Origin of the sequence: Shewanella spartinae, from assembly GCF_019457555.1 — a bacterium.
Lineage (GTDB): Bacteria > Pseudomonadota > Gammaproteobacteria > Enterobacterales > Shewanellaceae > Shewanella > Shewanella loihica.
Genome location: NZ_CP080418.1, coordinates 990,446 through 1,003,991, shown reverse-complemented (window position 1 = coordinate 1,003,991; position 13,546 = coordinate 990,446). Strand labels below are relative to the sequence as shown.

At 53.6% G+C, this 13,546-nt stretch carries 14 protein-coding genes; 7 read left to right on the top strand and 7 right to left on the bottom strand.

Features of this window, described 5'->3' with window-relative positions:
- The first annotated feature begins 96 nt into the window (after nucleotides 1–96).
- The 7 genes from lptD to K0I31_RS04450 all read left to right on the top strand — a co-directional run bounded on the left by lptD (nucleotide 97) and on the right by K0I31_RS04450 (nucleotide 9,077).
- A complete protein-coding gene (gene lptD / locus K0I31_RS04480; protein WP_220073237.1) occupies nucleotides 97–2,418 on the top strand; it encodes an LPS assembly protein LptD in 2,322 nt (773 codons plus the stop codon).
- A 126-nt stretch (nucleotides 2,419–2,544) separates the two neighbouring features.
- Nucleotides 2,545–3,849 (top strand): peptidylprolyl isomerase SurA, encoded by a 1,305-nt coding sequence (surA, locus tag K0I31_RS04475; RefSeq protein ID WP_144200845.1) that lies wholly within the window; start codon nucleotides 2,545–2,547, stop codon nucleotides 3,847–3,849.
- A gap of 5 nt (nucleotides 3,850–3,854) precedes the next feature.
- On the top strand, nucleotides 3,855–4,853 hold the full coding sequence (gene pdxA / locus K0I31_RS04470) for a 4-hydroxythreonine-4-phosphate dehydrogenase PdxA (protein ID WP_011864686.1): 999 nt from the start codon (nucleotides 3,855–3,857) through the stop codon (nucleotides 4,851–4,853).
- Between the two features lie 2 nt (nucleotides 4,854–4,855).
- Nucleotides 4,856–5,665 (top strand): 16S rRNA (adenine(1518)-N(6)/adenine(1519)-N(6))-dimethyltransferase RsmA, encoded by an 810-nt coding sequence (rsmA, locus tag K0I31_RS04465; RefSeq protein ID WP_220080042.1) that lies wholly within the window; start codon nucleotides 4,856–4,858, stop codon nucleotides 5,663–5,665.
- Nucleotides 5,666–5,716: 51 nt separating this feature from the next.
- Nucleotides 5,717–6,097, top strand: a complete 381-nt coding sequence (apaG, locus tag K0I31_RS04460) for a Co2+/Mg2+ efflux protein ApaG (RefSeq protein ID WP_220080041.1) — start codon at nucleotides 5,717–5,719, stop codon at nucleotides 6,095–6,097.
- A gap of 26 nt (nucleotides 6,098–6,123) precedes the next feature.
- A complete protein-coding gene (locus K0I31_RS04455) occupies nucleotides 6,124–6,948 on the top strand; it encodes a symmetrical bis(5'-nucleosyl)-tetraphosphatase (protein ID WP_220080040.1) in 825 nt (274 codons plus the stop codon).
- A 104-nt stretch (nucleotides 6,949–7,052) separates the two neighbouring features.
- Entirely contained in the window at nucleotides 7,053–9,077 is a 2,025-nt protein-coding gene (locus tag K0I31_RS04450; protein ID WP_220073234.1) for a methyl-accepting chemotaxis protein, read from the top strand.
- Between the two features lie 92 nt (nucleotides 9,078–9,169).
- On the opposite strand, the gene K0I31_RS04445 is transcribed toward K0I31_RS04450, so the two are convergent.
- From K0I31_RS04445 to rplU, 7 genes are all read right to left on the bottom strand, one after another.
- A complete protein-coding gene (locus tag K0I31_RS04445; RefSeq protein ID WP_011864681.1) occupies nucleotides 9,170–9,562 on the bottom strand; it encodes a DUF3718 domain-containing protein in 393 nt (130 codons plus the stop codon).
- 86 nt (nucleotides 9,563–9,648) lie between these two features.
- A complete protein-coding gene (gene folA, locus K0I31_RS04440) occupies nucleotides 9,649–10,131 on the bottom strand; it encodes a type 3 dihydrofolate reductase (protein ID WP_220044418.1) in 483 nt (160 codons plus the stop codon).
- Between the two features lie 40 nt (nucleotides 10,132–10,171).
- Nucleotides 10,172–10,642 (bottom strand): threonine/serine exporter family protein, encoded by a 471-nt coding sequence (locus K0I31_RS04435; RefSeq protein ID WP_011864679.1) that lies wholly within the window; start codon nucleotides 10,640–10,642, stop codon nucleotides 10,172–10,174.
- Complete coding sequence (locus K0I31_RS04430; protein WP_144200831.1) at nucleotides 10,639–11,400, bottom strand: threonine/serine exporter family protein; 762 nt, start codon at nucleotides 11,398–11,400, stop codon at nucleotides 10,639–10,641. The genes K0I31_RS04435 and K0I31_RS04430 overlap by 4 nt, the downstream gene beginning before the upstream one ends.
- A gap of 35 nt (nucleotides 11,401–11,435) precedes the next feature.
- Complete coding sequence (gene cgtA, locus K0I31_RS04425) at nucleotides 11,436–12,599, bottom strand: Obg family GTPase CgtA (protein ID WP_011864677.1); 1,164 nt, start codon at nucleotides 12,597–12,599, stop codon at nucleotides 11,436–11,438.
- A gap of 215 nt (nucleotides 12,600–12,814) precedes the next feature.
- Nucleotides 12,815–13,069, bottom strand: coding sequence for a 50S ribosomal protein L27 (rpmA, locus tag K0I31_RS04420; protein WP_011864676.1), 255 nt, complete (start codon nucleotides 13,067–13,069; stop codon nucleotides 12,815–12,817).
- Nucleotides 13,070–13,084: 15 nt separating this feature from the next.
- Nucleotides 13,085–13,396 (bottom strand): 50S ribosomal protein L21, encoded by a 312-nt coding sequence (gene rplU / locus K0I31_RS04415; RefSeq protein WP_011864675.1) that lies wholly within the window; start codon nucleotides 13,394–13,396, stop codon nucleotides 13,085–13,087.
- Between the last annotated feature and the right edge of the window lie 150 nt (nucleotides 13,397–13,546).

The window sequence follows — 13,546 nt, the reverse complement described above, 5'->3', positions numbered from 1 at the left end:
TGATTCTATCTCTTTTGCTAAGTTGCTTCCCGAGGGGGATGCAACTATTCTCACCGATAACTTGTCTAGACTAAGAAATCACAAAAACGATAAAAGATGCATATCCGTTACTTATTGGCATTGGCGCTACTCCCGCAGCTAGTCTTGGCAGACGAATCGGAAACCACTCCCGCGCCCGGTGCCCAGTGTCTGGTGCTCCCGCCTGTTCCTATTCCTGAGCCCAGCACAGACGAACGTCCCCTAGATCTGCAGCAGATTAAGATCGTTTCCGACTCATCGGCGGCTAAGATGGGTGACAAGGCCAGTTTCCAGGGAGATGTGACCTTCAGCCAGGGCGGCCGCCATATTGCCGCCGACAGCGCGGTACTGGATCAGGCTAACGAGCGCCTGGATGCCAACGGCAACCTGGTGTTCCAGGACAATATGTTTACCGTCACGGCAGACTCTCTCAGCGCCGAGATGCGCAGCAACAGCGCCCAACTTAAGGGTGCCCAATATTGGCTCCACGGCCAGCAGATCCACGGCGAAGCGGAAAACCTGGAGATCACCCAAGACAACAACCTGCACCTGTCGAACACCAACTTCACGACCTGTCCGCCGGGCGACAGCTCCTGGCTGCTTGAGGCCGAGACCATCAAGATAGACAGCAGCGAAGAGTGGGGCGAGCTTTGGGATGCCAAGCTCAAGATAGGCGATGTGCCCGTCTTCTACCTGCCCTATATGACAATTCCCGTGTCGGAGAAGCGCAAGTCAGGGTTCCTGTTCCCCTATTTCAGCACCAGCACCACCAATGGTGTCGAGGTAGCGACGCCCTACTACTGGAACATAGCGCCAGAGTATGATCTCACCTTTACTCCGCACTATATGTCGGCACGTGGCCTGTTCCTCAAGTCGGAATTTCGCTATCTCGCCGGTGAGGCCCAGCAGGGGCAGTTGAATGTGGAATACCTGAGCAATGACGATCTGGTGCCTAACCGCGCCGACCGTTACCTCTACCACTGGGAGCATCAGGGGGCCATCGCCGACAACTGGCGAGTACTGGCCAACTTTACCGATGTGTCTGACAACAACTACTTCAACGACCTGCCCTCCGACGTGCTGCGCGCCACCGACAACCAGCTCTCTCGCATAGGCGAAATCGCCTATTTCGAAGATAACTGGGACATGTCTGCCCGGGTGCAAGATATCAAGGTATTGGGTGAAGAAGAGTCTCCCTATCAGGTGATGCCGCAGATAGGCTTTAACTATCGCGCCCCAGGTTTCTGGCAAGGCTTGGACTTCAACCTCATGGGGGAAGCCAGCAACTTCCGCCATAAGGAAGACCAGTATGCTACCGCCAGCCGTCTGCACTTCGAGCCCAGCGTCTCACTGCCGATCCACGGGCCGGCCGGATCGCTGACCAGTGAGCTTAAGCTGCTGCAGACCAACTATTGGCAGGACACCAAGAACTACACAGGCACTGAGCCGCTGGACAGCTCGGTGAGCCGTACCCTGCCCCAGGTGCGTATCCACGGTCAAATTAACTTCGAGCGTTTCACCGACTACTTCGATGCCAACTATCGTCAGACCCTGGAGCCACAGTTCCAGTACCTGTATGTCGGCTATGAAGATCAGTCCAACATCGGCATCTATGACACTGCGCTGCTGCAGGAAGACTACTACGGCCTCTTCAGGGATCGCCGCTTCTCGGGTCTGGACCGTATCGCCGACGCCAACCAGATGACACTGGGTTTAACGACCCGTCTGTTTGATGACCATAACCTTGAGCGCTTCAAGTTCAGCCTGGGTCAGATCTACTACTTCGAAGACAGCAAGGTTGGCATTACAGATCCTTCCCGTCCCAACGAGATCTTTAAGCAGGAAAATACCTCAAACTCAGTGCTGGCAGCGGAGCTCAACACTCAGCTCTACAGCGATTGGTTCTTGAGCGGTGCCATTCAATATGACACCAAAAATAAGAACAACAAGAAGAGTGAGGTCACTCTGGATTTCCGCCCCGGGGTCAACAAGCTGTTGCAGCTCAGCTACCGTTATGTACCCGATTTAGTTAACAGCAACACCAACGAATCTGTTAATGTGTCGCAAACCGGCTTGCGTACGGCTTGGCCGATCAACGACAACTGGTATATCGTGGGCAACTGGTATTACGATCTCAATGAGAAGCGTAGCGTCGAGACCTACACAGGATTTCAATACGAATCTTGTTGCTGGGCGGTGCGCTTAAGTTATCATTACCGCATTAAAACCAACTATGTTGACAACCTGGATCCCACGTTCAACGACAGGGAGCTGTTCGAAAGCGGCTTCTACCTGAACTTTGTGATCAAGGGATTAGGTGGCTCCGGCCCGCTTGGGGTATCGGACATGCTTAACGATGGCCTGTTTAACTATCGCAAGCCGCTCTACCTGAAGAACTAGTTTTGATATTTTAATCGGCTTTGCGCTGAACCTAGATACGGACTTGTAGTCCAATCAGAATAGTCGAATTAGATACTCGGTCGACACCTGTGTCGACCGACCTGAATATGCCAAGGATTTTTGTGGATGAAACCCTGTAAACAACTGATTTTTGCTTTACTTACACTGGCGATGAGCCACGGCGCGATGGCCGAGAACGTGCCCCTGGATAGGGTGACGGTTCAGATCAACGAAGGCATAGTGCTGGAAAGCGAAATCGTCAACATGTTGAAGACAGTCAAAGCCAACGCAAAAGCCGCCGGCCAGTCATTACCTTCTGACAAGGCGCTACGCACTCAGGTGATCGAGCGTCTGATCGTGACCCGTCTGCAACTGCAGATGGCCGACCGCATAGGTCTGCACATCGGTGACCTGCAACTGGACCAGACAATCGAGAACATCGCCAAGGAGCAGAAGATGACTCCTGAGATGATGCGCGAAAAGGTCGAAGCCGAAGGCATGAGCTGGAGCCAATACCGCGAGCAGCTGCGCGAAGAGATCACCCTGGGCGAGATCCAGCGTATTCAGGTACAGCGTCGTATCCAGGTCTCTCCACAGGAGATCAACAGCCTGGTTAAGCTAATCGAAGAACAAGGGATGCAGCAGGTGGAGTACCAGATCGGTCATATCCTGATCGAGGTGCCCAACAGCCCTAACAGCGAACAACTTGAGGCCGCCAGCAGCCGTGCCAACGCCGTACTCAAGCGCCTACAAGACAATGCCGACTTCAAACAGACCGCCATCGCCTCCTCTTCAGGCCCTAAGGCGCTGGAAGGCGGTATCTGGGATTACATGAACGTCAATGAAATGCCAACCCTGTTCGCCGAGCTTTTAGTCGGCGCCAAGACGGGTGACATCATAGGCCCTGTGCGCAGCGGCGCCGGTTTCCACATCATCAAGGTGATGGATGCCCGTGGCCTGCAGACCAAAGAAATTGACGAAGTACGTTCACGTCATATACTGATCAAGCCGTCGCCTATCCTGTCGGAAGAGCGTGCCAAGGCGATGCTCGACAAGTTTGCGGCCCAGCTAAGAAGCGGCGAAGCCGACTTTGCCACCCTGGCCCGTCAATACAGCGAAGACCCTGGTTCGGCGGCCAAAGGCGGCGAACTGGGCTGGGCAGATCCTACCGTCTATGTACCTGCCTTCGCACAGACATTGGGCGCACTGAAGATCAACGAGATCAGTGAGCCATTCCGTTCTAGCCACGGCTGGCACATAGTGCAGCTGGAGGAGAGACGTAAGACGGATGCGACAGATAAATTTAACACTAATCGGGCGCACCAGCTCATCTTCCGCCGCAAGTTTAATGAAGAATTACAAAACTGGCTGGATGAAATGCGAGCAGAGGCTTACATTGAAGTATTCGATGCCGATTTCAATCGAGGTTAATCATATTGACGACTAAACGCATCGCCATCACACCGGGAGAACCTGCCGGAGTGGGCCCAGACTTAGTCATTCAACTTGCTCAGCGCGCTTGGCCCGCTGAGCTTGTTGTTTGTGCCGACCCCACTTTGCTGACCAGTCGCGCCAAGCAGATCGGCTTGCCGATCCAGCTGCGTCCCTTCCAGCCCAACCAGGCGCCTAAGCCGCAGGAAGCCGGTACCCTGACCATAGTGCCCTTCCCCCTGGTAAAAGAAGCAGTGTGCGGTAAGCTCGATGAACAGAACAGCAGCTATGTGATCGACACCCTGGCCTATGCCGGTGAGAAGAACATGAATGGCGAGTTCGACGCCGTGGTGACAGGCCCTGTCCACAAAGGGATCATCAACCAGGCGGGTATCCCCTTTAGCGGTCATACCGAGTTCTTTGCCCACCAGGCCAACTGTCAGGATGTGGTAATGCTGCTCGCAGCCCCAGGCCTGCAGGTGGCGCTGGTCACCACACATATTCCGCTGGCCTATGTGTCTAAGGCGATCACCCGTGACCGTCTGCATCAGATCATCAAGATCTTGCACAAAGATCTGGTGACCAAGTTTGCTCTGGATGATCCTAAGATCTATGTCTGTGGCCTCAACCCCCATGCGGGCGAAGATGGCCACCTGGGCCGCGAAGAGATCGACGTGATCATTCCCGCGCTCAACGAGTTGCGCGAGCAAAACATGAATATCGTCGGGCCACTGCCTGCCGATACCCTGTTCCAGCCTAAATATCTGGAAGATGCCGACGTGATCCTCGCCATGTATCACGATCAGGGGTTGCCGGTACTCAAGTCCCAAGGCTTTGGTAGCTCGGTCAATATCACCCTAGGCCTGCCCTATATCCGCACCTCGGTCGACCATGGTACGGCACTAGAGCTGGCCGGCACAGGCAAAGCCGACATCGGCAGTTTTGTCTGCGCGCTAAACAAGGCTATCGAACTAGCCACCAAGAATGAGTCACTTAAAGAGTAGTAATGAGTAATAAAGTACATTTAGGCCACACGGCGAGAAAACGTTTCGGACAAAACTTTTTGACCGACAGCAATGTGATCAATCGTATCGTCGGCGCCATCTCGCCCGATAACGATCACGTGATGGTCGAGATTGGCCCAGGCCTGGCGGCGCTTACTGAGCCGGTAGCCGAAAGCATCGACAAGCTAACCGTGGTCGAGCTGGATAAAGATCTGGTTGAGCGTCTGCAGACACATCCGTTTCTAAAGGACAAGCTGAAGATCCACCAGGGCGACGCGCTGAAATTCGACTTCATGCAGCTGGTCGAAGAAGGCAAGCAGATGAAAGTGTTTGGCAACCTGCCCTACAACATATCCACCCCGCTGATGTTCCACCTGTTTGAGTTTGCCGAGCATATCGAGAATATGCACTTCATGCTGCAAAAAGAGGTGGTACTGAGACTCTCTGCCGCACCCGGTACCAAGGCCTATGGCCGTTTGACCGTGATGGCGCAATATTTCTGTCAGGTGATGCCGGTACTCGAAGTGCCGCCAGGCTGCTTCACACCGCCGCCAAAGGTCGACTCTGCCGTGGTGAGGCTCGTGCCCTACAAGGAGAAGCCTTACCCCTGCAAAGATGTGGATCTGCTAAGGCACCTGTGTACTACCGCCTTTAACATGCGCCGTAAGACACTACGTAACAACCTCAAGCAGTTGTTGAACGATGACGACTTCAGCGCGCTGGGCATAGATGCCAGCATGCGCCCTGAGCAGATCACTGTGCAGCAATATGTCGCCATGGCCAACCATCTGGTCGATAAACGCCAAGCCTAACCGTGATGGAGGCGCTGTGCGCCTCCCACCCGTTAACCTTTAGGGATCCGAATGAAACAACTCGAATCCTCAATCAGGATTGAGGTCAAAACCGACTATATCGAAGAGCAATCTTCGCCCGAAGAAGAGAGATACCTGTTCAGCTACACCATCACCATCACCAACTTAGGGGATGAAGCCGTTACCCTGAAGAGCCGCATGTGGTGTATCACAGATGCCAATGGCCATGAAAGCAAGGTCGAAGGCGCAGGTGTGGTTGGCGAGACCCCCACCATCAAGCCTAATACCGCCTACCAGTACACCAGTGGCACGGTATGCGAGACGCCCTTTGCCGTCATGCAGGGCTACTATGTGATGGTGACCGAGCAGGGTGAGACCTTCAAGGCACCCATCGCCCCCTTCCGTCTAGCGGCCCCCGGCCTGCTGCATTAATTCGACACAGCGAACCGAGAGCATCTATGGCAACATACTTCGTGGGCGATATTCAGGGCTGTTTCGATGAGCTCCAGGCCCTGCTGGCCAAGGTGGACTTTAGCCCTTCCAAAGATGAGCTCTGGGTGGTCGGCGACATGGTGGCCAGGGGCACCCAATCCCTGGAGACACTACGTTACCTCAAGGGGCTTGAGGGCTCGGTAAAACCAGTGCTGGGCAATCACGACCTGCACCTGATGGCCCTTCACGGCAAGGTAAAACGGGTCAATCCCAAGGATAACCTGGGCGCCCTGTTGGCGGCGCCGGATCTCAACCTGCTCATCGATTGGCTCAGGCTACAGCCACTGGCCCGGGAACATAAGGCCCATTCTGTCTTGATGGCTCACGCCGGCATTCCGCCCCAGTGGGACGTTAAAACCGCCCTCAAGGAGTCGCGCAAGGTACAGGAAGCACTGGCAAGAGATGACTATATCGAGCGCCTCATCGCCAAGATGTACACTAACTCCGTCAGCGAGTGGTTTCCCGAGACCAAGGGACTCAAGCGCCTCGTCTATACCATCAACGCCCTCACCCGCATGCGCTTTCTCCACAGCGATGGTCGATTAAACTTCGATTGCAAGCTGCCGCCAGCAAAAGGCGAGAAGGAAGGCTTGATCCCTTGGTTTAAACAACCAGGACGGGCCATGAAAAGCCATACTTTGGTCTTCGGCCATTGGGCGGCCCTGATGGGAGAGGTGAACCAACCTGGGCTGCAGGCGCTGGATACCGGATGCTGCTGGGGACAATATTTAACCCTCTGGCATCTTGAATCGAATCAAAAAATTACCCAAAATAAGTTAAAAAAGAGTTAAACTAGCCCTTAGCTTGGCCGATAAAAAAATGAGCGGATATCACCGCCCTGCCCTGAGAATATGTTATGTAATTAGGGATATAACAACAAAAACCGGAGTGCCCTATGAAATTGAATGTCGCCACTCGAGTCATCGGTGGATTTAGTGTCGTCACCTTACTGCTTATCGTCTTAGGTGTGGCGTCCTTGGTCACCAACGACAACATCAAGAGCAGCACCCTCGTTTTGCAAGACCTGAGCCTTCCCGCCCTAAAGAGCAGCAATGGCCTGACACAAAATCTTGCACTGCAAGAAAAGCAGCTACTGGTGGCCTTCCATAGCAAGCAATCCAAAGAACTGCCTCAGGTTCGCAGCCAATTCACCAGCCTCAGCAAAGGCTTTATCACCGAACTGGATCAACTCAATCGTATCATTCAAGGCCACGAGGATAATCTTGGCGGCCAGATCAAGTCACTCAGGGCCAACTACCAGTCGTTCAACGACAACAGCCTCAAGATGATGCAGGCCAGAGAGCAGTCGCTGCAGACTCAGGAATCTTTGGTAGACAACCTGGAAAGTCTCGAAGGCGCCGCCGATGATACCGCATCACTACTACTGGACCTTATCGATCTGGAGACCAGTCAAGATCCCACAGAACGTGAAATAGCCGCCACCGCCAGCAACATAGACAACAGCTTCAGCAACCTGATCACCAGCAGCTATGACCTGGTCAATGCCAAGGAGAAATCCAAGTACGAGACCATACTCAAGGAGCTGGACTACATCATCAGCGAAGCCCAGAACAAGCTGGAGTATGTGAGCCGTCACTGGGAAGGCGTCATCGACCAAGAGATGTTAGACAACATCAACACGGAAGCGAGCAAGGTGTTCACCATGCTCAACGGCCCAGACTCGATTCTTAAACGCAAGGGTCAACAGCTGGATTTTAACCTGCAGGCCAGTCAACTGCTTAATACTGTCGAGTCCAATGCCACCGCCGTTAACCAGAGCATGGGCAGCCTGAACAAGGCTATCGAGTCCACCTCTCAGGCCGTTAGCGTCAAGGCGATCGACGAGATCGACAGCGCCAGCTATAAGACCCTGGCACTGGTCCTGATCGCCATCGTCGTGGCCGTGCTGGTGAGTATCGCGGTGATCCGCCCACTTAAGAACTCACTCGATAAGGTCAACAACGCCCTCAATATCCTGGCGTCGGGTAACCTGACCCATAAGCTGGACGATAGCGGTCATGACGAATTTGCCGAGCTGTCGCGCAACTGTAACAGGTTAGTCGACAGCTTGCGTACCCTTATCCAAGGCATACTGGACCGCTCTAACCAACTGGCTGCCGCCGCCGAAGAAACCTCGGCCATCACGGCGCAGACTACCGCAGGCATTCAGGAGCAGAAAAACCAGGTCGATCAGGTGGCAACCGCCACGACCCAGCTCAGTTCAAGCGCCATGCAGGTGAGCACCAGTGCCGATGAGGCCCTGAATCAGATCAGACAGGCCGATGAAGAGGCGCAGCATATGCGTGCCATCGCCGATGAGAATAAGCGCACCATTCTGGCGCTAGCGGACGAAGTCGCCAAGGCGAGTCAGGTGATCAACAAGGTTCACTCAGACAGCGCCTCCATCGGCTCGATTCTGGACGTTATCCGTGGCATCGCCGAGCAGACCAACCTGCTGGCGCTGAACGCCGCCATCGAAGCCGCCAGGGCCGGTGAACAGGGCCGAGGCTTTGCCGTAGTGGCCGACGAGGTTCGCAGCCTGGCATCTCGCACCCAAGACTCGACCCAAGAGATCCAGCAGATGATTCAGGTGCTGCAACAGGGCACCCAGGAAGCCGTTTCCGTGATGGAACTGGGCCGTCAGCAGGCCAACAGCTGCGTCGAGAAGACAGAGCAGGCCAACGTCGCCCTGGAGAGCATCAGCAATGCGGTACACTATGCCCATGACTCTGGTACTCATATTGCCAATGCGGCTCAGGAGCAGAATCTGGTGAGCCAGCAGGTATCTGAGAAGCTAGAGCATATCGCGGCGATCTCCGAAGAGACGGCCACAGGCGCCGATCAGACGGCACAATCTAGCCATCAGGTGGCCCAGCTTGCCGAAGAGCTCCAGGCCTCTGTGGGCGAGTTTAAGGTGTAAAAGCTAAAGACATAATAATGTCTTTAAACAGGTACAAAAAACCGGACTCTAGGGTCCGGTTTTTTAATGCTTACTCGAAGCGTTTTGGCAGATTAGTTACCTGCGAGGCGTTCCTTGATTGCCGCGGTAATTGGGCTACCGCCGTGACCGTTACCCTCGGCCCATTCGACGACCGTCAGACCATCGGCTTCCTTGACACTCAACTCTTCGGTGGAGAGACGCTTGCTCATGAACTCGCCCACATCGTTGGCACCGCTAATCATGGCGAAACGCAGCAGGCTGTTGCCATCACAGGTCACCCCTTCATACACGTTGCGTAGCTTAACGCGCGCTTCTTTCAATTTCTTACGTAAACGGTTTTTATCATCGGCCTGAACATAGTTACAGATATTGGCAACGAGTTGATCGTTGGCTTGAACTGGCGCTGGAACGGTATAAACAGAGGCTGCAATCACCACAGCTAACGTAGTCGGTAAAAAACGCATCGGGTACTCCTATAATATTTATTATTTTTTTCAGTAGGCTATCACTAAAGTGACGGCCTAAAGACAACTCGGGGCAACACCATAAGTTAACATTTTTTTGCCAAATTGATAAAGCGATATTCCAAACCTTTATCATTTATGTGAGATTCACTGTCGAGCAGCTGCCAACTGCCATCATCCCACTCCGGGAAATGGGTATCGCCCTCGACATCGAGATTGATCTCGGTCAGATACAGGCGATCCGCCTGAGGCAGTAGCTCTGCATAAAGCTGACCACCGCCTATTACCACCAACTCCTCACAGCCCTGCACCAATTCCTTGGCCTGTTCGAATGAGGTCACGCAGGTCACGCCCTCGATAACCAGATCTTCTTGTCGGCTCACCACCAGGTTGTGGCGTCCAGGCAAGGGTCTGCCGATGGATTCGAAGGTCTTACGGCCCATGACCACAGGCTTGCCTAGGGTCATCTGTTTAAAGTGGCGCAGGTCTTCTGGCAGGTGCCAGGGCATCTGATTATCTTTGCCGATAACCCGGTTATTTGCCATCGCGGCAATCATAGCTATTTTCATGGGCTCTCCAACGGTCTTGTGCCGTCTGTAGGGTTTAGAATTAGATCACTGGGCGGGTACGAAAATAGAGCAGACTGGGCATGGCGAGTCCGACAGATAACGCCCCTAAGATGAAGATGGTCTTCAAGCCATTGCTGATCACCTCGGCGGTCAGCTCTGGGCTCACCTCAGACTGGGCAGACAACTGCACCAAGGCAATCACTGTATTGTAGGCATAGGTTCCCGGGATCATAGGGATGATCGCCGCCACGGCGTACATCAGCGGCGGTGCCAGATGTTTCTTGGCAAAGCCTATGGTTAACACCCCGACCAAGGCCGCCGCGGCGAAGGTACACCACTCTATCGGCATACCGAAATGCAGCAGCAAGGTGCGCAGGCTGTGACCAAGGGCGCCAGCCAGGGCGCAGTATGGCAGGAAGCGTTTGGGCACATTGAACACCATGGCGAAACCCACCGCAGGAACAGCCGAGAAGGCCGCATCATTTAGCAGCTTGAGCAGCAGCTCCATCATAGGAAGAGTCCTCCCAGTTGCATGGCGATGGTGATCCCTATGACGGATGAGACGGTCAACAGGGTGGCGTGGCCCCAACGGGAGATCCCCACATTAAGGTGCCCCTTCACCATATCTGAGATGGCGTTGATCATGGGAAAACCCGGCACCAACATCAACACGCTGGCGGCCATCGGCAGCTTAGGGGTATCGGTCAGTTGCAGGTGATAGCCCATCTGCGCCACCAAGGTGGTAATAAAGGCGGTCACGGCAAAGTTCACCAACAGATTGAAATGATGCTTGGCGATGGCCAGACGCACCGACATGCCCACTGATGCGGCCAGTATGGTGATCAACACCGCCATGGTATCGCCACCAAACAGGTGGCAGAAACTGCCACAGGAGAGGCCGATCATGGGCACCAGATAGCGCCTAGGATAGCTCTTTGGCTGGATCCGCGAGACACGTTTGCGTACCTCGTTGAGGCCGTAGATCCCCTTCTCCGTCAACAGACAGATGCGCTGCAGCTCGCAGATGATGGTCATATTGATGCCATGCTCGCGAATGCGCCGGGTAGTGGTGATACAGCGACCATGCACCAAGCTGGTCAGTACCAGAGAGTTAGAGGAGATGGAGATCTCGACACTGGCGAGACCTAATGCCTGACCCAGGCGCTGGCTGATCTCTTCGACGAGGTCGGACTCAGCACCATAGGCCAGTAAGAGTTGAGCAACCCGGACAACCTGCCGGGTAATATCATTTTGAGTATCGGCGTACACAATTCTCTCAGAATGAAAGGGGTAACTTAATAAACTTACCTTTGATAGATGATTTCGACATCATAGTCATCATCATCGAAGTCGTCGTCGAAGTCATCATCATAGTCTTCGTTGACCACTTCCTGGGTCTTCTGATGATAGTTGTCCCACTTGAACTCGACCTCTGCATCGGGATCTTCCTCGACCTCTGGTGGCAGAGCATCGATAAAGTCCATCAGCTTGAGCGCCAGTTCCTGCGTGCCTTCGCGGTTGTAGGCCGAAATACAGTAGACATCACCCTGCCAATCCAGCTCTTTGACGATGCGATCGACGCGCTCTTGCAACTCCTCTTCGAGCAGCAAGTCAGTCTTGTTGAACACCAACCAACGTGGCTTGCTTGCCAGCAGAGGCGAGTGCTTCTCTAGCTCACCTACGATGGCCCGGGCGCTGTCGACGGGATCGCTGCCATCGATAGGCTCGATATCCAGGATATGCAGCAGCACACGGCAACGCTCGAGGTGCTTAAGGAAGCGAATCCCCAGGCCAGCCCCTTCGGCGGCGCCTTCGATCAGACCGGGAATATCGGCGATCACAAAGCTCTGGCCATGTCTTGGGGTAACAACACCCAGGTTAGGCACCAGAGTGGTAAACGGATAATCGGCGACCTTGGGCTTGGCACGAGACACAGAGCGAATAAAGGTCGATTTACCGGCATTAGGCATACCCAGCAGACCCACATCCGCCAATAGCATCAGCTCCAGTCTCAGGCTACGCACCTCACCTGGGGTGCCCAGGGTCTTTTGACGCGGCGCACGGTTGGTACTGCTCTTAAAGCGGGTGTTACCCAGGCCATGGAAGCCACCTTTAGCCACCAACAGCTTCTGACCATGGGTCTTGAGATCCCCAAGGGCTTCCTGGGTTTCTTCATCGACGGCGCGGGTTCCCACTGGCACCTTAAGAATAAGATCTTTACCACCATGACCGGTACAGTCGCGGCCGCGACCATTCTCGCCACGCTCGGCAAAATGGAAACGCTCGAAACGGTAATCGATCAGGGTGTTGAGGTTTTCATCGGCCTGCAGATAGACACTGCCACCGTCACCACCGTCACCGCCATCTGGGCCGCCATCGGGCACATACTTCTCGCGTCGAAAACTAACGCAACCACTACCGCCATCACCAGCTTCGACTCTGATCACGGCTTCATCGACAAACTTCATACCAACTCCAGGCGCCAAACAATAGACCGATTATACTGCCTATCGAAACTTACCGCCAAAAAACAATGATGCAACTGCCCCAGCACAAAGCGGCAGAGACAATATTGGACTGGTGCTGGAGCGATATACAGGCTCTTTCACCAGTAATGATTCTTCATAAACAATAAAGCCCCACCAGAGGCAGGGCTTTAGAAACTAGCTTGGGTAGCTAAGTATTAAGCTTCGATGCTAATGAACTTGCGGTTCTTAGGACCTTTAACTTCGAACTTAACTTTACCGTCAGTTAGTGCAAATAGAGTATGGTCACGACCGATACCTACGTTAACACCTGCGTGGAACTTAGTACCACGTTGACGAACGATGATGTTACCAGCTAGAACTGATTCACCACCGAAACGCTTAACACCAAGACGTTTGCTTTCTGAATCGCGGCCGTTACGAGTAGAACCGCCAGCTTTTTTATGTGCCATTAGTTAGACCCCTTATTAAGCGTTGATAGCTGTAATTTTAACTTCGGTGAACCACTGACGGTGGCCCATCTTCTTATCGTGGTGCTTACGACGACGGAACTTAACGATAGTTACCTTCTCGCCACGGCCATGGCTGATAACTTCAGCCACAACCTTACCACCTTCAACTAAAGGTGCACCAACGTGTACAGTTTCACCATCAGCAACCAAAAGAACTTGGTCGAATTCGATAGTTTCGCCTGTAGCAACTTCTAATTTTTCTAGACGTACAGTATGGCCTTCAGCAACACGGTGTTGCTTACCACCACTTTGAAAAACAGCGTACATAGCTATTTTACTCCGATATTTCTAGCACGCAGACCCTTTTTGTTTGGCTGGGTGCTATAAAAGCTTTAATGACAATGGTCGCGGAGTTTACGCTAAGTTCGCCTGGCTGACAAGTCCTAATTCACTTTGATCAAAAAAAGATCGGAATTA